This window comes from Sphingomonas sp. SL1004 (assembly GCF_057815015.1).
Map to the genome: position 1 here is coordinate 2,155,902 of NZ_JBYMUX010000001.1, position 19,824 is coordinate 2,175,725.

The window sequence follows — 19,824 nt, forward strand, 5'->3', positions numbered from 1 at the left end:
CTGTTACGCTTGCCGCGTCATTGGGGAGTGGGCATCCATGGGCGACGATCGCGCGAAGACGAGATACATCCTGACGATCGACGGCGGCGGAATCCGCGGGCTCATCCCCGCGCTGATCCTCGCCGAACTCGAGCGCAGGATCGGGCGGCCGCTGCACGGCTGCTTCGACCTGATCGCCGGCACCTCGACCGGCGGCATCATCGCCGCGGGCCTCACCGCGCCTAGCCAGGCGGACCCAACCAGGGCAGCCTGCACCGCGAGCGATCTCGTCGATCTCTATCGCAACGACGGCAAACGGATATTTCCCCACCTCCTCGGCCTGTCACGGCGCCTGCCCGGCTTCCCTTACAGCCCCAAACCGCTCGAAGAGATTCTTGCCAGACGGATCGGCACGAAGGCGCGGACGCAGGATGCGCTGACGAACATCGTCATCCCCGCCTATGATTTGCTCGAGCGCAAGGCGGTGTTCATGGCTGGCGGTCCCGATTACGATGCCGCTGCTGGCTCTCCGCAACGCTCGTTCCCGCTCAATGTCGCCGCGCGCGCGACTTCGGCGGCACCGACGTTCTTCCCCCCGGCCGAGATTCCCGCCACCGCGGTCGTACCGCCTGCAAAGCCCGAACCCGAACTCCTGCTGATCGACGGCGGCGTCTTTGCGAACGACCCGACGATCGCTGCGATCATCGAGGCGCGCAAACTCGGCTGGCACCTCGGCGACCTCGAAATCCTGTCGCTGAGTACGGGCAGCTCGGAAAAGCCTTACGGATCGGCGGGACACTGGTCGATCTTCGGCTGGGTCAATCCGTTCCGCCGCGTGCCGATCTTCTCGATCCTGATGCAGGCCGGCTCCAGCACGATCTCCTACCAGGCCGAGCGGCTGGTGGGCGCCGCGCAATATGATCGCGCCGAGTTCACCCTGGACCCCAATGGCGGCGGCCTGGACGATGCCAGCCCCGCGCATCTCGCCGAACTGACCAAACTGGCGCAGGAGTGGATGGAACAGCACGAAAGCGTGCTCGCCCGCTGGGCCGCCAAACTCAGCCTTTAACGATCCGATCCGCCCCTTGCCCTCGCGGCATGACGTCCGCGGCGGCCGTCTGATCGGACACGCGTCACGTAGTTGCGTGACGGGTTTAGCGGGAACGGGAGCGTCGCCGGAATGCGGGGATCGGCGCGGGAAAGAAACCGTTTCCCGTTCCGCGCTTGATCCCCCGCCCCCGCCGGGCCACATGACCTCCATGCTCATCGAAACGGAATCCACTCCCAACCCGTCGACGCTGAAGTTCCTCCCGGGACGCACCGTCATGGAAGCCGGCACGCGCGACTTCGCCACCCCCGAAGAAGCCGAGGTGAGTTCGCTCGCCGACGCGATTTTCGGCCTCGGCGACGTCACCGGCGTGTTCTTCGGCCGCGATTTCGTTTCGGTAACCGCCGCGCCTGGCACCGCATGGTCGGACCTGAAGCCTGACGTGCTCGCGATCCTGCTCGATCACTTCTCCGCCGCTATGCCGCTGTTCAAGCCCGCGCGCGCCGGCTTCTCGGTGCCGTCGGACGAGCCGGCGCTGTCGGACGACCCCGCCGATGCGGACATCGTCGCGCAGATCCGTGAACTGATCGACACGCGCGTCCGCCCCGCGGTGGCGAACGACGGCGGCGACATCGTCTATCGTGGCTTCGACAAAGGCAAAGTGTTCCTCCAGCTGCAGGGCGCCTGCGCCGGCTGCCCGTCGTCGAGCGCGACGCTCAAGAACGGCATCGAGCAACTGCTGAAATACTACGTCCCCGAAGTCACCGAAGTGAGAGCCGTCTGATGCGCGAGAAACTCGACGACACCGTCCTCGACGCCGTCTTCCGCGACGCACGCAGCTATAACGGCTACACCGACGAGCCGGTCGCCGAATCCGAACTGCACGCGATATGGGAGCTGATGAAGTGGGGCCCGACGTCGGCCAACCAGCTTCCCGCGCGGTTGATCTGGGTGACCAGCGACGAAGCCAAGCAAAAGCTGGCGGATGCGTGCAGCGCGCAGAACCAGCCCAAGATCCTGAACGCCCCCGTGTCGGTGATCATCGGCATGGACACCAATTTCCACGAACACCTCCCCGAGCTGTTCCCGCATGCCGACGCGAAGTCGTGGTTCGACGGCAACGCCGAACTGCGCGAGGCATCGGCGTTCCGCAACTCGACGTTGCAGGGTGCGTATTTCATCATCGCCGCGCGGATGCTCGGGCTCGATACCGGGCCGATGTCGGGCTTCGACGCGGGCAAGGTGGATGCGGCGTTCTTCACCGACACGCCGGCGGTGCGGACCAACTTCATCTCGACGCTCGGCCACGGCGACCCCGCGACGATCTACGCCCGCTCGCCCCGCCCCGACTTCGCGAAGTTCAACAGCATCGCGTAAAGCGGGACCTGCTCCCTCTCCCCTGCGGGGAGAGGGTCGGGGTGAGGGGTAGTTGGGAAGGGCAGCGCTCGCGGCGCCCCTCACCCTGCCCTCTCCCCTGAGGGGAGAGGGTAAGAAGTAATGCGCACGCTAGTAATCGAGACATCCACCACCGCCTGCTCGGTCGCCCTCATCGAGTCCGGCGCCATCATCGCCCGCGCGCATGAAGTCGTCGGCCGCGGCCATGCCGAGCGCCTCATCCCGATGATCGCCGAGCTCCCCAATGGCGGCCGTGCGGACAAGATCATCGTCGATTGCGGACCCGGCAGCTTCACCGGCGTCCGCGTCGGCATCGCCGCCGCCCGCGGCCTAGCGCTCGGCTGGGGCGCTGAAATCGCCGGCTTTTCCTCGCTCCCGCTCATCGCCGCCGCCGGTTTCGCCGACCGCTTAATCGACGATATTGCGGTGATCATGGAAGGCGGGCATGGCGAGGTCTTCATGCAAGCCTTCTCCGTCGATCTGTCGCCGCGATCCGACATGGTATCGCTGAAGCCCGAGGCCGCGCTGGCCGCGCTGGCGGGACGGCGCGCGATCGGCAACGGGGTCCGCTGGCTTGCCACACTGGATGACAGCCTCGACCTTACCGAAGCGCTCCCCGACGCAGCCTCCGCAATCCTGCTCCCGGCATCGCTGACCGCGCTTGCCCCAAGCCCGATCTACGGGCGCGCCCCCGACGCCAAGCCCTCGGTCCCGAAATAATGGCTACGCGTCAGGCCGCCACCCGAACTGTCACCCTCCGCACCGGAAATGCCCGCGATCTCGCCATCGTCGACACGCTGATGACCGACGCGTTCGACCCACGCTACGGCGAGGCGTGGACGCGCAGCCAGTGCCTCGGTGTCCTCGCGCTCACCGGCGTCCACCTCACCCTCGCGTTCGTCGACGACGTCCCCGCCGGCTTCACCATGACCCGCACGGTCGCGGACGAAGCCGAACTGCTGCTGATCGCGGTCACGCCAGACTATCGCCGCCGCGGCGTCGGCACCGCGCTGATCCGCGCGGCGATCGCCGACTGCTCGGTTGGCAACATCGCGAAACTCCACCTCGAGGTCCGCGCCGGCAACGACGCGGTCAAGATGTACGACGCGCACGGCTTCGCCAAGGTCGGCGAACGCCGCGCCTACTACCGCGGCAAGACCGGCGTCGCGTATGACGCACATACATATTCGAAAGATATCAACAGGTAAGGCTTATTGCGAGTCACTATCCCTTTTCGCAACAGCGCGAACGTCCTACATGGGGTGCAACGAGGGAACGAACCATGCCGCGCAAGATCGATCTGGAAGCACTCTGCAACGAGAAGGGCCTGCGCATCACCGAGCAGCGCCGCGTCATCGCGCGCGTGTTGTCCGAGGCGGACGACCATCCCGACGTCGAGAAGGTCTATGAGCGCGCGTCGCAGATCGACCCCGGCATCTCGATCGCAACGGTGTACCGCACGGTCCGCCTGTTCGAGGAAGCCGGCATCCTCGACCGCCACGATTTCGGCGACGGCCGCGCGCGCTACGAGCCCGCGCCCGAGGCGCATCACGATCACCTGATCGACGTCGAGAGCGGCAAGGTCATCGAATTCGTCGATCCCGAGCTCGAGCAGTTGCAGAAGGCGATCGCGGAGAAACTGGGCTTCCGCCTGGTCGATCACCGCATGGAACTCTACGGCGTCGCCCTCACCCGCAAGGACTGACGCGATCGGCCGGATCCGCCTGGGCGCGCGACTGGCTGCGCTGCTGGTCGCGCTGATCCTGGCGTTGCCGTTGCATGGCGCATGGCGATTGTTCGGGCAGAAGTCCCCATGGCCACCGCGTTTCCTGTGGCTGGTCGCGCGGATCGTTGGCGCCAGAGCCCATGTCGAGGGCACGCCACTCCGCCACGACGTCGTCTTCGTCTCGAATCACCTGAGCTGGATCGACATCCTGCTCCTGTCCGGCGCGACCGGCAGCGCGTTCGTCGCCAAATCCGAACTCCGCGCGGCCCCGCTGGTTGGCTGGCTCTGCACGCTCAACCACACGATCTTCGTAAGCCGCGCCGATCGCATGGCGGTCACCGCCCAGATCGCCCAAATCCGCGACGCGCTGGCAGCCGACTGGCCCGTCACCCTTTTCCCCGAGGGCACGACGGGAGACGGCGTTACCCTCCTCCCGTTCAAGGCCGCGCTACTGGCCGCGCTCGACCCGCCCCCGCCCGGCGTGAGGGTGCAACCCGTCCGCATCGACTATGGCGCGGCAACGAGCGAACTCGCCTGGGTCGGCGACGAACTCGGCCAACACCACGCCGCCCGCGTCCTCAGGCGCAAGGGCACGTTCGTCGCGACACTACACTTCGCCGATCCCTTCGACCCCGCCGACTATGGCGACCGAAAAGCCATAGTCGCCGAAGCCCGCCGCCGCATGGAAGCGCTGTAGCTCATGAACAATGAGTGTGCCCCCGCGAAGGCGGGGGCCCAGTCTGGACTCCCGCTTTCGCGGGAGAGTGCGCACCTTATCCCCAACACGAAAACCGCACCCCGGCGAAGGCCGGGGCCCAGTTGGAAAGGTCGCAGTAACGAAGCGCCGACACCAGTTAGCGCCGTCCCCCAACTGGGCCCCGGCCTTCGCCGGGGTGGCGCTCTCGTTAGCAAGGTCCCCGCAGCCGCCAGTTCGAGATAACGCCCCCTCCCGCTACCCGCACAAATTTGGTACGGCCCCCACCATGTCCCCTCCCAAAACCTTCCACGTAAAATCCTTCGGCTGCCAGATGAACGTCTACGACGGCGAGCGCATGGCTGAACTGATGGCTGCCCAGGGCCTCACGCAAGCCGACGCGGTCGACGCCGACGTCGTCGTCCTCAACACCTGCCACATCCGCGAACGCGCCACCGAAAAGGTCTATTCGGACATCGGTCGCCTCCGGAAGGACCAGCGCCGCAAGTCCGGCAAGACGCCGATGATCGCCGTCGCCGGCTGCGTCGCGCAGGCCGAGGGCGAGGAGATCTTCACCCGCGCCAAGGTCGACATCGTCGTCGGCCCGCAAGCCTATCACAACCTCCCCGACCTCGTCGCGAAGGCCGCCGCGGGCACGCCTTCGCTCGACACCGACATGCCGCTATTGTCGAAGTTCGGCGCACTCCCCTCCCGCCGGAAGGTCGCGCCTTCGGCGTTCCTGACCGTGCAGGAAGGGTGCGACAAGTTCTGCACCTACTGCGTCGTACCCTACACGAGAGGTGCGGAAATCAGCCGCCCCTTCGCTGCGATCGTCGACGAGGCGAAGGCCTTGGTCGACGCCGGCGCGCGCGAAATCACCCTGCTAGGCCAGAACGTCAACGCCTGGTCCGAAAACGAGCGCGGCCTGCACGACCTGATCCGCGACCTCGACCGCATCCCCGGCCTTGCGCGCATCCGCTACACCACCAGCCACCCCAACGACATGACGCAAGGCTTGATCGACGCACACCGCGACATCGAGAGCCTGATGCCGTTCCTCCATCTCCCCGTGCAGGCGGGCAGCGACCGCGTCCTCAAGGCAATGAACCGCAGCCACACCCGCGACTCCTACCTCCGCCTCCTCGACCGCGTCCGCGCCGTCCGCCCCGACATCGCACTCTCGGGCGACTTTATCGTCGGCTTCCCCGGCGAGACCGACGCCGAGTTCGAGGACACGCTAAGCCTCGTCGACGCGGTCGGCTACGCGCAGGCCTACAGCTTCAAATACAGCCCCCGCCCCGGCACCCCCGCCGCGTCGATCGTCGAACAGGTCCCGGAGTCGGTAATGGACGAGCGCCTCCAAAGCCTCCAGGCCGCGCTCAACCGCGACCAGCACGCCTTCAACGCCGCCACCGTCGGCCGCACCTGCACGGTCTTGCTCGAACGCCCGGGCAAGCTCCCCGGCCAGCTGATCGGCAAGTCCCCCTGGCTGCAATCGGTCCACCTGATCGGCAACCACGCGATCGGCGATCTCGTCGAAGTCACGCTGGCGGCTGCAGGCCCCAACTCCCTGAGCGGCATCGAACGGATCGCCGAGGCAGCCTGAGCCCCCTCCTAATCCTCCCCCGCCAGGGGGAGGTGGCAGGCACTTGCCTGACGGAGGGGGAGGGCGCGATAACCGCAGTTGCGTGTCCTCCCCCTCCGTCACCTGCGGCGACACCTCCCCCTTGCGGGGGAGGATCGCAACGGCGTCCCTGAGGCGTCAAAACAATACGCTGGGCTTGCGAAACGAGCCCCCGCGATTTCGCTGTCCTACATCCGGATCGCCTGCCACACTCGCCCCCGATGCAGCTTCGCCCACGCGACTCGAATCATCTCTCGGCCAGCGCCTTGGCGCGGCTTGAACGCGTCGCCCGCGATGCTCATCTTCCTTTCAAAGGTTACGGTTCGACGCTTCCAGGCGTAACCTTTGACACCCTGAAAGGACCGTATGAGCCGTAAACCCGTTCCCGCCCAGTCCGGTGACCGCGCCCGAGTCGAACTGCTGTTCGACAAGCCCCAGCTCCTCGTCCGGCTGTTCGGCCAGTACGACCAGAACCTGGTAGCGCTCGAGAACCGCCTCGGCGTCTACATCACCGCGCGAGGGAACAAGATCGGCCTGGAGGGCACCGCCGAACAGGTCGCCAAGGCGCGCGACGTGCTCCACGATCTCTACGCCCGCATCCAGCGCGGCGAGGACGTCGACACCGGTCTCGTCGACGCCTCGATCGCGATGGCGGACGAGCCCGTCCTCGCCGGCATCATCCGCGCCGATGCGGGTGGCGGCGGTGCGCCCCCGATCATGATCCGCACGCGGAAGAAGACGATCGTCCCGCGCACACCGGCGCAGGCGCACTACATGCGCGAACTCGCCAACAACGACATGATCTTCGCGCTCGGGCCAGCGGGCACGGGCAAGACCTATGTGGCGGTCGCACAGGCGGTGCAGCAACTCATCACCGGCAGCGTCCAGCGGCTGATCCTGTCGCGCCCAGCGGTGGAGGCCGGCGAACGCCTCGGCTTCCTTCCTGGCGATATGAAGGAGAAGGTCGATCCCTACCTGCGGCCTTTGTACGACGCGCTGTACGACTGCCTCCCCGCGGAACAGGTCGAACGCCGCATCGCCAGCGGGGAAATCGAGGTAGCCCCGATTGCCTTCATGCGTGGCCGCACGCTGGCCGACGCGTTCGTGATCCTCGACGAAGCGCAGAACACCACGCCCGCGCAGATGAAGATGTTCCTCACCCGCTTCGGCCAGAACAGCCGCATGGTGATCTGTGGCGATCCGAAGCAGGTCGACATCCCCGGCGGTGTCGCAGCCTCCGGCTTGGCGGATGCGGTAAGGCGGCTCGAAGGCGTCGAGAGCATCTCGATGTGCCGCTTCACCGTCGGCGACGTCGTCCGCCACCCGATTGTCGGCCGCGTCGTCGAGGCGTATGAAGGCACCGATGGTTGATGCCTGGGATATCCCGGCGTATATCCGGGATATCCCAGGAGCATGACGATGGCGTCTCTCTACATCAAAGACAACGAAACCGCCGAACTCGCTGCTGAGCTGGCGGCGCGTCTGGGCGTTACCAAGACCGAAGTCGTTCGTGATTTGCTGCGTCGCCAGAAGGCGGAATTGCTGCCGTCGGCTCCGCTGCCCAGCATGCGCGAACGCCTGGATGCATGGCGCAGGGCTAACCCCCTGGGTGAACCGACTGGCCTTAAAGCCGACAAGGCCTTTTTTGACGAATTATGGGGCGAGGAACCGGATTGACCCTGTTCGTCGATGCCTCCGCGCTTGTAGCGATGATCGTAGGTGAACCGGAGCGCGATGCTGATCACCCGTGTCGAACATGACGGAAATTCCTTGTGGTCGGCTATGTCGTGCTGGGAGACGGTGTCCGCTCTTCGTAGCTCCTATCGATTTGATATCGATGTGGCTCGCGGTGAAGTGGAGAACACCGCTCGCGTGTTGGCTCTTCGTCTTGTCGCAATCGGTGAGAGCGAATTATCTACGGCGCTCGACGCCTATCAAATCTACGGCAAGGGCCGCCATTCCTGCAAGCTCAACATGGGGGATTGTTTCGCCTATGCCTGCGCGAAAGCCAATGGTGCGGAACTTCTCTATAAGGGTAATGATTTCGCCCTGACCGATCTTGCCTGAAGGACCTGCATGCTCGAAATCGCGCTGTCTTCCGACGCCCCCTGGCCTGACCACGACTGGGACGCGCTCGCGCTGCGCGCAGCAACGGCGGCGATCGAGCGGACCCCGCACGGCGAGCTCCTGACCAGCGCGGCGACCGTCGAGATCTCGATCCGCCTCGCCTCGGACGAAGAGGTCCACACGCTCAACAAGCAGTATCGCCAGAAGGACAAGCCGACCAACGTCCTGTCCTTCCCGATGGTCCAGTCCGACCTGTTGGAGACGATCACCCAGAACTCCGACGACGGTGAAGTCCTGCTCGGCGACATCATCCTCGCGCACGGCGTCTGCGTGGCCGAGGCCGCCGAGCGCAATATTTCGGTCGAGGATCATGCGATGCATCTGATGGTGCACGGCACGCTGCATCTGCTAGGCTATGATCACATCGACGACGACGAGGCCGAGGGCATGGAGCAGATCGAGCGCGATGCGCTTGCGGCGCTCGGGCTCCACGACCCTTATCTGATAACAGAGGACTGACGACCACGATGGCCGATGGCCCCAATGCCGGAAACGGCGATAGTACCGACAGTATCTGGCGCGGGCTGAAAGGCCTGATCTTTGGTACTCCCGACGAATCGCTACGCGACCAGCTCGAGGATGCGATCGACCGGCACGAGGGCGACCCCGCCCCCGATGCGGTCGGCGATCTTACCCCGCTCGAACGTCAGATGGTCCGCAACCTGCTCCATTTCGGCGAGCGTGACGCCGGGGACGTCGGCGTACCGCGGGCCGATATCGTCGCGGTCGAGGAGGGCACGAGCTTTGCCGACCTCGTCCAGCTGTTCGCCGAAGCGGGGCATAGCCGCCTGCCGGTATACCGCGAAAAACTCGATACGATCATCGGCATGGTCCACATCAAGGACGTCTTCAACATCCTCGCCACGGGGGCCGAGCATCCGGCGTCGATCGCCGATCTTATCCGCGAGCCGCTCTATGTACCGATGTCGCGCGGTGCGCTCGATCTGCTGGCCGACATGCGCCAGAAGCGCGTCCATCTCGCTGTCGTGCTGGACGAATATTTCGGCACCGAGGGCCTCGTCACGATCGAGGACCTGATCGAGGAGATTGTCGGCGATATCGAGGACGAGCATGACGACGCCCCCGAAGCGTTGCTCGTGCCGATCGATGGCGGCGCGTGGGACGCGGACGCGCGCGCCGAACTGGAGGACGTCGCGCAACTGATCGACGCGCGGTTGGCGGAGGCGGATGGCGACGTCGACACGCTCGGCGGCCTCGCGGCATTGCTCGCCGGACACGTGCCGCAGATCGGCGAGTGCGTAGACCATCCGAGCGGCTGGAAGTTCGAGATCACGGAAGCCGACGAACGCCGCATCAACCGCCTGCGCCTGCATCCGCCGGTCGTGCCGATCGAGGACGACGACTGAAGCCCGTATCCGTTCGCCCTGAGCGAAGTCTAAGGGCATGCCAGACACGCATTTGCTTCGACTTCGCTCAGCACGAACGGGCACTGGTACATATCACCCAGCCGATCACTGCGGACGACGCAATCTATTTCACCAATCAGTCGGGGAGTGGCATACCCTGTTCCAACTTCAGAAGACGCTGAATTGGAGATGGTATGACCACCGAAGCAACCACCGCAGCCCCCGCTGCCGGACAATGCCCGATGCACGGCGGCTCGTCGCACCAGGCGACCAACGAGCCCGGCAAGATGGATGGCCCCGCCGTCCTGCTCGAGATGTCGAACCGCACCTGGTGGCCGAACCAGCTCAACGTCTCGGTGCTCCACCAGAACCCGCCCGCGGGCGATCCGATGGGCGACGACTTCGACTATGCCGAGGCGTTCAAGGCGCTCGACCTCGCCGCGGTGAAGGCCGACATCTTCGCGCTGATGACCGACTCGCAGGAGTGGTGGCCGGCCGATTTCGGGCATTACGGCCCGCTGTTCATCCGCATGGCCTGGCACAGCGCCGGTACCTACCGGATCGGTGACGGCCGCGGTGGCGCCGGCGCGGGCCAGCAGCGGTTCGCGCCGCTCAATTCGTGGCCGGACAACGCCAACCTCGACAAGGCGCGCATGCTGTTGTGGCCGATCAAGCAGAAATACGGCCAGAGCCTGTCCTGGGCCGATCTGCTTGTCCTCACCGGCAATTGCGCGCTCGAGTCGATGGGCTTCCAGACCGCAGGGTTCGCAGGCGGCCGCATCGACGTGTGGGAGCCGGCGACCGACGTGAACTGGGGCGCCGAGCGCGAGTGGCTCGCCGACGAGCGCTATTCGGGCGACCGCGATCTCGCGCACCCGCTCGCCGCGGTGCAGATGGGCCTGATCTACGTCAATCCGGAAGGGCCGAACGGCAATCCCGATCCGATGGGGTCTGCGCGCGACATCCGCGAGACGTTCGCGCGCATGGCGATGGGTGACGAGGAGACCGTCGCGCTGATCGCCGGCGGCCACACGTTCGGCAAGACGCACGGTGCCGCGGAGCCCGATCCTTATATCGGGCCGGAGCCGGAAGGTGCGTCGATCGAGATGCAGGGCCTCGGCTGGGCGAACAGCTATGGCAAGGGCAACGCCGGTGATACGATCACCAGCGGTCTCGAAGTCACCTGGACGCAGGAGCCCACCAAGTGGACCAACCTGTATTTCGAGAACCTGTTCGGCCACGAATGGGAGCTGACCAAGAGCCCGGCCGGTGCGCACCAGTGGGTCGCCAAGGACGCGGCCGAGGACGTGCCCGACGCGCATGACGCCACCAAGAAGCATCGCCCGACGATGCTGACGAGCGACATCGCGCTGCGCGTGGACCCGGCGTACGAGAAGATTTCGCGCCGGTTCCACGAGAATCCGGACGAGTTCGCCAAGGCGTTCGCCGAGGCATGGTACAAGCTGACGCACCGCGACATGGGCCCCTACCCGCTGCTGCTCGGTCCCGAAGTGCCGGCAGAGCCGCGCATCTGGCAGGATCCCGTGCCGGCAGCCGAAGGTGAGCCGCTGTCCGACGCCGACGTGTCCGCGTTGAAGACGAAGATCCTCGACTCGGGTCTGTCGATCTCGCGTCTGGTCAAGACGGCGTTCGCATCGGCCTCGACCTATCGTGGCACCGACAAGCGTGGTGGTGCGAACGGTGCACGCATCCGTCTCGCCCCGCAGAAGGATTGGGCGGTCAACGAGCCGGCCGAACTGGCCAAGGCGCTCTCGACGTATGAGGGCATCCAGCGTGAGTTCGCCACCGGCGGCAAGACCGTGTCGCTCGCCGACCTGATCGTGCTCGGCGGCAATGCAGGCATCGAGGCGGCGGCGAAGAAGGCGGGTCACGACCTGACCGTGCCGTTCACGCCGGGCCGTACCGATGCGTCGCAGGAGCAGACCGATGCGATCTCGTTCGCACCGCTCGAGCCGCGCACTGACGCGTTCCGCAACTATGTCGGCGAGACCTCGGTCTATTCGGCAGAGGAACTGATGGTCGATCGTGCGCATCTGATGGGCCTCACCGCCCCTGAGATGACGGTGCTCGTCGGTGGCCTGCGCGTGCTTGGTGCCAACCATGGAGACTCGAAGCTCGGCGTGTTCACCGATCGGCCCGAGACGCTGACCAACGACTTCTTCCGCAACCTGCTGCGGACGAGCTTCACGGCGAAGTGGACTGCGGTTGGCGACGGTACGTTCGAAGCGAAGGATCGCAAGACGGGCGAGACGACGATGACCGGCAGCCGCGTCGACCTAGTGTTCGGCTCGAACTCGCAGCTGCGGGCACTGGCCGAAGTCTACGCGGCGGACGATGCGAGCGAAAAGTTCGCGGGTGCGTTCGTGAAGGTCTGGAACAAGGTGATGAACGCCGACCGTTTCGACCTGCCGAAGGTGCGCGCTGAGCAGGACGCCGCGATTTCGTAAACGCGACGTTTGAATGACGAAGGCCGCTCGCAGTAATGCGGGCGGCCTTTTTTATTCCTCCCCGGCACGGGGAGGGGGACCGCGACGCGTAGCGACGGGGTGGAGGGGGACCACCGCAAGCGTATCGCCGGTGGACGCCCCCCTCCACCAGCTACGCTGGTCCCCCTCCCCGTACCGGGAAGGATTTTGGCCCGCTCCCCTTCCCCTCGCCCGTCATCCCAGCGAACGCTGGGATATCTATGAGGCGGTTGCCGCGGTTTGAACCGGGAGATCCCAGCGTTCGCTGCAATGACGGTGGTAGAGATTGCCCCCGCCCGCTTGCCCCCCTAATCTCCCCCCATGCGCAAACACATCCTCATCGTCCTGGGCCTGATCCTGCTCGTGATCGCCGCGGGCGTCACCTATATCGCCTGGCCCGACACCGCCGAACTGTCGGTCGACCAGGTTGCCGGCAAGCTGCCCAAGATAACCGATCCGCGCATCCAGACGATCCCGACCGTCAAGGTCGCGAAAGTCGTCGGCTGGCAGAACGGCGCGATGCCCACACCCGCCGCCGGCCTGAAGGTGCAGCCGTTCGCAACCGGCCTCGATCACCCGCGCTGGATGTACCGCCTGCCCAATGGCGACGTCTTGGTCGCCGAGACCAACTCGCCGCCGCGCGAAGGCGGCGGCATTACCGGGTGGGTGATGAAGGTGCTGATGGGCCGCGCCGGCGCCGGCGTGCCCTCGGCAAACCGCATTACGCTGCTCCGCGACGCCGACGGCGACGGCGTGGCGGAGACGAAGTCGGTGTTCATGACCGGCCTCAACTCGCCGTTCGGCATGACGCTGCTCGACGGCCAGCTCTATATCGGCAACACCGACGCGCTCGTCCGCGTGCCCTACACCGACGGCGCGACCAGGATCACCGCCAAGCCCGAGCTCGTCATCAAGCTCAACCCCGGCGGCAATCACTGGGCGCGCAACGTCATCACCGCCGCGGACGGCAAGACACTCTACGTCGGCGTCGGCTCGTCCTCGAACATCGCCGAAAACGGCATGGACGCCGAAAAATACCGCGCCAACATCCTGCAGGTCTGGCCGAAGGACAAGAACTGGCGGATCTACGCCGCCGGCTTGCGCAACCCGAACGGCATGGCGATCAACCCCAGGTCGGGCGGACTGTGGACGGTCGTCAACGAGCGCGACCAGCTCGGTTCCGATCTCGCACCCGATTACCTGACCCAGGTCGAGTTCGGCGATAATTTCGGCTGGCCCTGGTATTATTGGGGCGGCTATCCCGACAGCCGGGTCGAGCCCAAGAACCCCGCACTCCAGCAATATTCGAAGCGTCCCGACTACGCGCTCGGACCGCACGTCGCGGCGCTCGGCCTGACCTTCTCGGCGGACGCAAAGCTCGGCGCGAAGTTTTCCAACGGCGCATTCGTCGGTGAGCACGGCTCGTGGAACCGCAAGCCTGTCTCGGGCTACAAGGTCGTTTATATCGCCTTCGGCGACACCGGCTTCCCGGCCGCGAACGTGAAGCCCGTCGGCATACTCGGCGGCTTCCTGAACAAGGACGGCGATGCGCAGGGCCGCCCGGTCGGCGTCATCACAGACAAGACCGGCGGCCTGCTGGTTGCTGACGATGTCGGCAACGCGATCTGGCGGGTCAGCGCCGGCAAGTGATCCAATGGGGCGAGCGCAAGTTCGCCCCTTACGTCGGACCCAGTCCGGCATCCTACGGCGCGATAGTCGCAACCCGCACCGGCAACCCGTCGATACTCGTCGTCCGCCCCGCCCATTTCACCAGCCGCTCGGTGCCCGCCTGCGCGGCATGATATTTCGACAACGTCTCGCGCTCGCGCTCCAGCGTCATGAACGGCACGCCCCACCCGCAACTCGTCTGCACCTCGTCGACCGCGATCACGAAGATCTGTCGCGTCCCCGGCAGATGCGTGAACTGCGCATAGAGATCCGCCCACCCCTCATCCTGCGGCAGAACCGCTCGACCGCGGCCATAGATACGGAAGATCAGCGCTGGCTGGTCAAACGCGCAGAACATGACCGTGATGCGCCCATCCGCCGCCAGATGCGCGCTCGTCTCGTTCCCGGAGCCGCCAACGTCGAGATACGCGACCGTCTTCGCATCCAGCACGCGAAAACTGTCCATCCCCTTGGGACTGAGATTGATCCGCGCACCCTCGGCGGCGGTCGCAACGAAGAACACCGGCTGGCGCGTAACGAATGTCCGATGATCATCTGTGAGCGCGGTGAAGAATTCCATCGGTCGGCTCCGAATTGACGCGCGGCAGGCAGGCGCATACTCTGTGCGCATGAGACATGATCCGATCGCCACCGGCAAGCGCAAATCCGTGAACCTGTCGCTCGATACCGGTATCGTTGCAGCGGCACGAGAAGCGGGGATCAATCTGTCGCAGGTCAGCGAGGCTGCAATCCGCGCGGCGGCAAAGCGTGTGCAAGAAGAAAAATGGCGCGAGGAGCATCGCGACTGGATTACGGCAAACAACGCCTGGATCGAAGAGAATGGCCTGCCGCTCGATCGATATCGATTGGCTTGATGGCGCGCTTCGACGTCTACACCGCACCCGAAGGAGGGTATTGGCTCGACTGCCAGTCCAATTTGCTGTCGGACTTGAACAGTCGTTTCATCGTACCTCTCCGGTTGTACGCCGATGTGCCCGGTGGAGATCGACGGTTGAACCCAGTCTTCACAATTCACGGCACAGAATACGTCATGCAGAAGCACCTGGCAGCCGCGATCTCGACAAAACTGCTGTCCGAACCAACAACTTCACTCGTCGAGCACGAATACCGCATCGGCAGCGCGATCGACATGCTCACCGGCAGTTACTGAAGGCTAAGCCGCCGTCCCACCAACCGTAAGCCCATCGACCAGCAACGTCGGCTGCCCGACGCCCGCCGGCACCGATTGCCCACCCTTGCCGCAAATCCCGATGCCCTCGTCGAGCGCGAAGTCGTTGCCGATGCCGCGCACCTTGGTCAGCGAACTCGGACCGTCGCCGATCAGCGTCGCGCCCTTGATCGGTGCACCCAGCTTGCCGTCCTCGATCAGATACGCCTCGGTGCAACTGAACACGAACTTACCCGACACGATATCGACCTGGCCGCCGCCGAACGCCTTGGCGAAAATGCCCTTCTTGACGCGCGACAGAAGCTCCGCCGGATCGTCGTTGCCCGCCTTCATGAAGGTGTTCGTCATCCGCGGCATCGGCGCATGCGCGTAGCTCTCGCGACGCCCATTGCCGGTCGCCTCGACGCCCATCAACCGCGCGTTGAGCCGGTCCTGCATATAGCCCTTGAGGATGCCGTCCTCGATCAGCACGGTCTCGCGCGTCGGCGTGCCCTCGTCGTCGATCGTCAACGACCCGCGGCGATCCTGGAGCGACCCGTCGTCGACCACGGTGACACCCTCGGCGGCAACCCGCTCGCCGATCCGCCCGGAGAATGCCGACGTCCCCTTACGGTTGAAATCGCCCTCGAGCCCGTGGCCGATCGCCTCGTGCAACAGAATGCCCGGCCAGCCATTGCCGAGCAACACAGTCATCTCGCCAGCAGGGGCCGCGATCGAATCGAGGTTCACGAGCGCCTGCGACAGAGCCTCGTCGATCGCCCTGTTGTACGTCTCGGGCTCAAACAGGTCGTTATAGAGATAGCGCCCACCGATCCCGTAACTGCCCGTCTCGCGCCGCCCGTTCTGCTCGGCAACGATCGACACGTTGAGGCGGACCAAAGGCCGAACGTCGGTCGCGATGAAACCATCTGCACGGACGATCTCGACCACCGACCACGTCCCCGACAGGCTAACCGACACCTGCGCGACGCGAGGATCGCGCGCGCGGGCGGCAGCGTCGATCGTCTGGCACAGGTTCACCTTGTCCGCGAACGGCACGAGGTCGAGCGGGTCGGCGGCGGTGTAGCGGTGATGGTTGGTACCCTGTGGCGGGCCGGCCTTTGCGGCGACGCCGGGCTCGATCAGCGCCATCGTCTCGGCAGCGCGACGGATCGCGGAAGGCGTCATCTCGTTGGAATGCGCGAACGCGGTCATCTCGCCCGACACGGCGCGCAAGCCGAAACCCGAGCTGGTATCGTACGACGCGGTCTTCAGCCGACCGTCGTCGAACCCAAAAGCCTCGGCCTTGCGATACTGGAGATACAGCTCGCCGTCATCGGCCTTGCCAAGCGCCTTGGCGGTCAGCGCCTGTGCCTGCTCGGGGTCCAGAGTATCGCGGTAGAGAAACGAACGGGGGTCTGCTGCTATCGTCATCCGATAGATATAAGGGGCTTAGCGCCCTGCGCCATCCCCGTGATCGCGCAATGTCGCCTGGTCCGCGCCGTCGGCGGCACCACCGACGAGGATGAAGCGGCGGTCGCAATAGCCGCAATCGACATAGCCGGTCTCGTCGATCTGCAACCAGACGCGCGGATGGCCGAGCGCTGCGCCGCCGGGAATGTCGGTGGCGCCGTCGCAGGCGACGCGGGCGTAGGTGACGCGGGTGGTTTCGAGCGGCGGATGCATGCGGGCGCGATAGCAAGGGAGCGCGGGCCGGGCAATTGGTTCTTCCTTCATCAGCGTCGAAGGGGGAAAGGAAGATTGGGTTCGCGCAGAGGCGCAGAGGACGCGGAGATGTTGTATTCAGCCTGTCGACCGGGAGACGCCACTATCTGTTACACCGTAGATTATTGAAAGGTCGCTTCGCGACGAACGTGACACCTCCGCGTCCTCTGCGCCTCTGCGCGAACAAATCTTCTTTGACACGCCCCAGGGGATGACCAGCCCCGCCCGCCCCGCTATGCCGCAGCCATGACCGAAGCCGCGATCGCCATCAAAAACCTCTGCAAAACCTACGCCCCCGTCGGCACCGCGCCACCGAAGCGCGCGCTCGACGATGTGACGTTCGACGTTCCCCGCGGCCAGATCTTCGGCCTGCTCGGCCCCAACGGCGCGGGCAAGTCGACGCTGATCAACATCCTCGCCGGCCTCGTTAACAAGACCGATGGGAGTGCCGCGATCTGGGGCTTCGACATCGACGAGCATCCGCGCAACGCCAAGGCGTCAATCGGGATCGTCAACCAGGAGATCCTGTTCGACCCGTTCTTCTCGCCGTTCGAGACGCTGGAGATCCAGGCCGGGCTCTACGGCGTGTCCAAGGCGAAGCGCCGCACGATGGAACTGCTCCGCGCGGTGCATCTGGAGGACAAGGCGCACGCCTATGCCCGCACGCTGTCGGGCGGCATGAAGCGCCGGCTGATGGTGGCGAAGGCGATGGTCCATTCGCCCCCCGTTCTCGTCCTCGACGAGCCGACCGCCGGCGTCGACATCGAACTGCGCCAGCAACTCTGGACCTATGTCCGCAGCCTCAACCAGGCCGGCGTGACGGTGGTCCTGACCACGCACTACCTCGAGGAAGCCGAAGAACTCTGCGACCGGATCGCGATCATCAACAACGGCCGGCTCATTGCGAACGAACCGACGCGCGAACTCGTCGGCAAGGCACAGGAAAAGATCGTCGCCGTCACCGTAGATCGCGACGTGGCCGACATCCCTGCCAATGTCTGCTTCGAGAAGATCGCGCTGAAGGGCACCCGGACACTGGAAATCACCTATAAGAAGGACCGGGTAAACGCCGGTGAGGTCCTTGCCGCGATCCAGTCCGGTGGCTTCGGCATCGTCGACGTCTCGACCAAGGAGCCTGACCTCGAAGACGTCTTCCTCAGCCTGACGCGCGCCGCCAACGCATGACGAGCGACATCCTGATCGTCGGCTCGGGTGCTGCCGGGCTGACAGCCGCGTTGAACCTCGCCGACCGATTCAAGGTCACTGTCTTAGCCAAGGGCGCGCTCAACGAAGGCTCGACCGCCTGGGCGCAGGGCGGGATCGCCGCGGTGCTCGAACCCGGCGACACGTTCGAGAACCATGTCGAGGACACGATGGTCGCCGGCGCCGGGCTCAACGACCGCGCCATCGTCGAGATGGTCGTCGAGGGCGCACCCGCCGCGATCGAGCGCCTGACGCACCTAGGTGTGCCGTTCGAGACCGAGGGCAACGCGCTGCACCTGACGCGCGAAGGCGGCCACTCGCACCGCCGCATCGTCCACGTTGCCGATGCGACCGGATGGGCGGTGCAGGAAGCGTTGCAGAAGGCTGCCGAAGCGCATCCGAACATCACCCTCGTCCCCGACCAGATCGCGATCGACCTCGCCACCGGCCGTCACGAGGAGCGCTATTCGGGCGCCGGCAACGTCTGGGGCGTCTACGCGGTCGACCGCCATACCGAGCGCGTTGCGCTATATACGGCGCGCGCGACTATTCTCGCGACCGGGGGCGCGGGCCGCACATACCTGTTCTCGACCGCGCCACGCGGTGCGACCGGGGACGGCATCGCAATGGCATGGCGCGCGGGCGCGCGCGTCTCCAACATGGAGATGATGCAGTTCCACCCGACCTGCCTCTACAATCTGGAGGTCAAGAATTTCCTGATCACCGAGGCGGTACGCGGCGAAGGCGGCCGCCTGATCAACCCGTCGACCGGCATGCGCTTCATGTCCGACTACGACGCCGAGCGGATGGAACTCGCGCCCCGCGACATCGTCGCCCGCGCGATCGACGCCGAGATCAAGCGCGACGGTCTCGACTATGTCCACCTCGACATCAGCCACATGCCGGCCGACTTCATCCGCCACCACTTCCCGAACATCCACGAGAAGCTGCTGAGCCTCGGCATCGACATGACGACGGACCCAATTCCGGTCGTCCCCGCGCAACACTATACCTGCGGCGGCATCGTCATCGACGAGCACGGCAAAACCGATCTGCCGGGCCTGTATGCGGCCGGCGAATGCACCGAATCCGGCCTCCACGGTGCCAACCGCCTCGCGTCGAACTCGCTGCTCGAATGCTTCGTGTTCGGCGAAGCGGCGGCGGACAGCATCGCCGCGGCCTGGGACAACCTCCCCGCGCCCCCGCCGATCCGCCCTTGGGACGAAAGCCGCGTCACCGACTCCGACGAGGAAGTCGTGATCAAGCAGACGTGGACCGAAATCCGCCGGTTCATGTGGAATTACGTCGGCATCGTCCGCACCACGAAGCGGCTGGAGCGCGCGCAGCACCGGATCAAGCTGCTGAATGACGAGGTCGCCGAATATTACCAGCATTTCCGCGTCACGCCCGACCTGATCGAACTGCGCAACCTGCTCCAGACCGCCGAACTGATCGTGCGATCGGCACTGCACCGCCACGAAAGCCGCGGGTTGCATTTCACGCTCGATTACCCCGAGATGATGCCGGAAGCGGTCGATACGGTTCTCGTTCCCTGATCCTCCGGTGATTCGGCGCGCCCGTAGCGCGCTTCGTCGCAGCGGCACACGGCGGCTG

22 protein-coding genes are annotated in these 19,824 nt (G+C 65.4%); 19 read left to right on the forward strand and 3 right to left on the reverse strand.

The genetic code is table 11. From position 1 onward, the window contains the following. The first annotated feature begins 37 nt into the window (after nucleotides 1–37). From AC3D24_RS09655 to AC3D24_RS09725, 15 genes are all read left to right on the forward strand, one after another. A complete protein-coding gene (locus tag AC3D24_RS09655; protein WP_489030154.1) occupies nucleotides 38–1,048 on the forward strand; it encodes a patatin-like phospholipase family protein in 1,011 nt (336 codons plus the stop codon). A gap of 190 nt (nucleotides 1,049–1,238) precedes the next feature. Next, nucleotides 1,239–1,811: a NifU family protein gene (locus AC3D24_RS09660; RefSeq protein ID WP_093398839.1), complete on the forward strand. Its 573-nt coding sequence runs from the start codon at nucleotides 1,239–1,241 to the stop codon at nucleotides 1,809–1,811. Further along, complete coding sequence (locus AC3D24_RS09665) at nucleotides 1,811–2,404, forward strand: malonic semialdehyde reductase (RefSeq protein ID WP_489030156.1); 594 nt, start codon at nucleotides 1,811–1,813, stop codon at nucleotides 2,402–2,404. Before AC3D24_RS09660 ends, AC3D24_RS09665 begins: the two co-directional genes overlap by 1 nt. A gap of 120 nt (nucleotides 2,405–2,524) precedes the next feature. Next, entirely contained in the window at nucleotides 2,525–3,142 is a 618-nt protein-coding gene (gene tsaB, locus AC3D24_RS09670; RefSeq protein WP_489030158.1) for a tRNA (adenosine(37)-N6)-threonylcarbamoyltransferase complex dimerization subunit type 1 TsaB, read from the forward strand. After that, nucleotides 3,142–3,630 (forward strand): GNAT family N-acetyltransferase, encoded by a 489-nt coding sequence (locus AC3D24_RS09675; RefSeq protein WP_489030160.1) that lies wholly within the window; start codon nucleotides 3,142–3,144, stop codon nucleotides 3,628–3,630. The genes tsaB and AC3D24_RS09675 overlap by 1 nt, the downstream gene beginning before the upstream one ends. Nucleotides 3,631–3,704: 74 nt before the next feature. Beyond that, nucleotides 3,705–4,127: a Fur family transcriptional regulator gene (locus AC3D24_RS09680; protein ID WP_056047123.1), complete on the forward strand. Its 423-nt coding sequence runs from the start codon at nucleotides 3,705–3,707 to the stop codon at nucleotides 4,125–4,127. Between the two features lie 70 nt (nucleotides 4,128–4,197). Continuing rightward, nucleotides 4,198–4,845 carry a lysophospholipid acyltransferase family protein gene (locus AC3D24_RS09685; RefSeq protein WP_489030163.1) on the forward strand — a complete coding sequence of 216 codons (648 nt, stop codon included), beginning with the start codon at nucleotides 4,198–4,200 and terminating at the stop codon, nucleotides 4,843–4,845. Between the two features lie 286 nt (nucleotides 4,846–5,131). Beyond that, nucleotides 5,132–6,448: a tRNA (N6-isopentenyl adenosine(37)-C2)-methylthiotransferase MiaB gene (miaB, locus tag AC3D24_RS09690; RefSeq protein ID WP_489030165.1), complete on the forward strand. Its 1,317-nt coding sequence runs from the start codon at nucleotides 5,132–5,134 to the stop codon at nucleotides 6,446–6,448. A gap of 384 nt (nucleotides 6,449–6,832) precedes the next feature. Then, a complete protein-coding gene (locus tag AC3D24_RS09695; protein ID WP_489030167.1) occupies nucleotides 6,833–7,837 on the forward strand; it encodes a PhoH family protein in 1,005 nt (334 codons plus the stop codon). A gap of 48 nt (nucleotides 7,838–7,885) precedes the next feature. Further along, complete coding sequence (locus tag AC3D24_RS09700) at nucleotides 7,886–8,143, forward strand: type II toxin-antitoxin system VapB family antitoxin (RefSeq protein ID WP_489030169.1); 258 nt, start codon at nucleotides 7,886–7,888, stop codon at nucleotides 8,141–8,143. A 57-nt stretch (nucleotides 8,144–8,200) separates the two neighbouring features. Continuing rightward, the gene (locus tag AC3D24_RS09705) at nucleotides 8,201–8,533 is read left to right on the forward strand and encodes a PIN domain-containing protein (protein WP_489030171.1); all 333 of its coding nucleotides are present in this window, start codon (nucleotides 8,201–8,203) and stop codon (nucleotides 8,531–8,533) included. A 9-nt stretch (nucleotides 8,534–8,542) separates the two neighbouring features. Next, on the forward strand, nucleotides 8,543–9,052 hold the full coding sequence (ybeY, locus tag AC3D24_RS09710) for an rRNA maturation RNase YbeY (protein ID WP_489030173.1): 510 nt from the start codon (nucleotides 8,543–8,545) through the stop codon (nucleotides 9,050–9,052). An 8-nt stretch (nucleotides 9,053–9,060) separates the two neighbouring features. Then, nucleotides 9,061–9,960, forward strand: a complete 900-nt coding sequence (locus AC3D24_RS09715) for a hemolysin family protein (RefSeq protein ID WP_489030175.1) — start codon at nucleotides 9,061–9,063, stop codon at nucleotides 9,958–9,960. A 194-nt stretch (nucleotides 9,961–10,154) separates the two neighbouring features. Continuing rightward, nucleotides 10,155–12,428, forward strand: a complete 2,274-nt coding sequence (gene katG / locus AC3D24_RS09720) for a catalase/peroxidase HPI (RefSeq protein WP_489030176.1) — start codon at nucleotides 10,155–10,157, stop codon at nucleotides 12,426–12,428. A 339-nt stretch (nucleotides 12,429–12,767) separates the two neighbouring features. After that, nucleotides 12,768–14,096, forward strand: a complete 1,329-nt coding sequence (locus AC3D24_RS09725) for a PQQ-dependent sugar dehydrogenase (protein WP_489030178.1) — start codon at nucleotides 12,768–12,770, stop codon at nucleotides 14,094–14,096. A 52-nt stretch (nucleotides 14,097–14,148) separates the two neighbouring features. On the opposite strand, the gene AC3D24_RS09730 is transcribed toward AC3D24_RS09725, so the two are convergent. After that, entirely contained in the window at nucleotides 14,149–14,694 is a 546-nt protein-coding gene (locus AC3D24_RS09730) for a pyridoxamine 5'-phosphate oxidase family protein (protein ID WP_489030180.1), read from the reverse strand. On the opposite strand from AC3D24_RS09730, the gene AC3D24_RS09735 reads away from it, so the two are divergent. Together AC3D24_RS09735 and AC3D24_RS09740 are read left to right on the forward strand one after the other, a co-directional pair. Then, the gene (locus AC3D24_RS09735) at nucleotides 14,681–14,989 is read left to right on the forward strand and encodes a type II toxin-antitoxin system CcdA family antitoxin (RefSeq protein WP_489030182.1); all 309 of its coding nucleotides are present in this window, start codon (nucleotides 14,681–14,683) and stop codon (nucleotides 14,987–14,989) included. The genes AC3D24_RS09730 and AC3D24_RS09735 overlap by 14 nt on opposite strands. Then, the gene (locus tag AC3D24_RS09740) at nucleotides 14,989–15,285 is read left to right on the forward strand and encodes a CcdB family protein (protein WP_489030184.1); all 297 of its coding nucleotides are present in this window, start codon (nucleotides 14,989–14,991) and stop codon (nucleotides 15,283–15,285) included. The genes AC3D24_RS09735 and AC3D24_RS09740 overlap by 1 nt, the downstream gene beginning before the upstream one ends. Nucleotides 15,286–15,288: 3 nt before the next feature. Here the strand turns inward: AC3D24_RS09740 and tldD are convergent, their stop codons facing one another. After that, nucleotides 15,289–16,716, reverse strand: a complete 1,428-nt coding sequence (gene tldD, locus AC3D24_RS09745; RefSeq protein ID WP_489030186.1) for a metalloprotease TldD — start codon at nucleotides 16,714–16,716, stop codon at nucleotides 15,289–15,291. An 18-nt stretch (nucleotides 16,717–16,734) separates the two neighbouring features. Beyond that, nucleotides 16,735–16,968: a zinc-finger domain-containing protein gene (locus AC3D24_RS09750; protein ID WP_489030187.1), complete on the reverse strand. Its 234-nt coding sequence runs from the start codon at nucleotides 16,966–16,968 to the stop codon at nucleotides 16,735–16,737. A gap of 285 nt (nucleotides 16,969–17,253) precedes the next feature. Between AC3D24_RS09750 and AC3D24_RS09755 the strand changes: the two genes are divergently transcribed. Both AC3D24_RS09755 and nadB read left to right on the forward strand, forming a co-directional pair. Next, a complete protein-coding gene (locus AC3D24_RS09755; protein ID WP_489030189.1) occupies nucleotides 17,254–18,192 on the forward strand; it encodes an ABC transporter ATP-binding protein in 939 nt (312 codons plus the stop codon). Next, nucleotides 18,189–19,766 carry an L-aspartate oxidase gene (gene nadB / locus AC3D24_RS09760; RefSeq protein WP_489030191.1) on the forward strand — a complete coding sequence of 526 codons (1,578 nt, stop codon included), beginning with the start codon at nucleotides 18,189–18,191 and terminating at the stop codon, nucleotides 19,764–19,766. The genes AC3D24_RS09755 and nadB overlap by 4 nt, the downstream gene beginning before the upstream one ends. Nucleotides 19,767–19,824 lie beyond the last annotated feature (58 nt).

What these genes read in the sequence shown, in the direction of transcription:
- AC3D24_RS09705 (WP_489030171.1), top strand. Translation starts at nt 8,201, where the DNA reads ATGCTGATCACCCGTGTCGAACATGACGGAAATTCCTTGTGGTCGGCT.
- AC3D24_RS09755 (WP_489030189.1), top strand. Translation starts at nt 17,254, where the DNA reads ATGACCGAAGCCGCGATCGCCATCAAAAACCTCTGCAAAACCTACGCC.
- ybeY (WP_489030173.1), top strand. Translation starts at nt 8,543, where the DNA reads ATGCTCGAAATCGCGCTGTCTTCCGACGCCCCCTGGCCTGACCACGAC.
- tsaB (WP_489030158.1), top strand. Translation starts at nt 2,525, where the DNA reads ATGCGCACGCTAGTAATCGAGACATCCACCACCGCCTGCTCGGTCGCC.
- AC3D24_RS09665 (WP_489030156.1), top strand. Translation starts at nt 1,811, where the DNA reads ATGCGCGAGAAACTCGACGACACCGTCCTCGACGCCGTCTTCCGCGAC.
- AC3D24_RS09750 (WP_489030187.1), bottom strand. Translation starts at nt 16,968, where the DNA reads ATGCATCCGCCGCTCGAAACCACCCGCGTCACCTACGCCCGCGTCGCC.
- nadB (WP_489030191.1), top strand. Translation starts at nt 18,189, where the DNA reads ATGACGAGCGACATCCTGATCGTCGGCTCGGGTGCTGCCGGGCTGACA.
- AC3D24_RS09695 (WP_489030167.1), top strand. Translation starts at nt 6,833, where the DNA reads ATGAGCCGTAAACCCGTTCCCGCCCAGTCCGGTGACCGCGCCCGAGTC.
- katG (WP_489030176.1), top strand. Translation starts at nt 10,155, where the DNA reads ATGACCACCGAAGCAACCACCGCAGCCCCCGCTGCCGGACAATGCCCG.
- AC3D24_RS09655 (WP_489030154.1), top strand. Translation starts at nt 38, where the DNA reads ATGGGCGACGATCGCGCGAAGACGAGATACATCCTGACGATCGACGGC.
- AC3D24_RS09700 (WP_489030169.1), top strand. Translation starts at nt 7,886, where the DNA reads ATGGCGTCTCTCTACATCAAAGACAACGAAACCGCCGAACTCGCTGCT.
- AC3D24_RS09730 (WP_489030180.1), bottom strand. Translation starts at nt 14,694, where the DNA reads ATGGAATTCTTCACCGCGCTCACAGATGATCATCGGACATTCGTTACG.
- AC3D24_RS09740 (WP_489030184.1), top strand. Translation starts at nt 14,989, where the DNA reads ATGGCGCGCTTCGACGTCTACACCGCACCCGAAGGAGGGTATTGGCTC.
- AC3D24_RS09675 (WP_489030160.1), top strand. Translation starts at nt 3,142, where the DNA reads ATGGCTACGCGTCAGGCCGCCACCCGAACTGTCACCCTCCGCACCGGA.
- AC3D24_RS09660 (WP_093398839.1), top strand. Translation starts at nt 1,239, where the DNA reads ATGCTCATCGAAACGGAATCCACTCCCAACCCGTCGACGCTGAAGTTC.
- AC3D24_RS09680 (WP_056047123.1), top strand. Translation starts at nt 3,705, where the DNA reads ATGCCGCGCAAGATCGATCTGGAAGCACTCTGCAACGAGAAGGGCCTG.
- AC3D24_RS09725 (WP_489030178.1), top strand. Translation starts at nt 12,768, where the DNA reads ATGCGCAAACACATCCTCATCGTCCTGGGCCTGATCCTGCTCGTGATC.
- AC3D24_RS09715 (WP_489030175.1), top strand. Translation starts at nt 9,061, where the DNA reads ATGGCCGATGGCCCCAATGCCGGAAACGGCGATAGTACCGACAGTATC.
- tldD (WP_489030186.1), bottom strand. Translation starts at nt 16,716, where the DNA reads ATGACGATAGCAGCAGACCCCCGTTCGTTTCTCTACCGCGATACTCTG.
- miaB (WP_489030165.1), top strand. Translation starts at nt 5,132, where the DNA reads ATGTCCCCTCCCAAAACCTTCCACGTAAAATCCTTCGGCTGCCAGATG.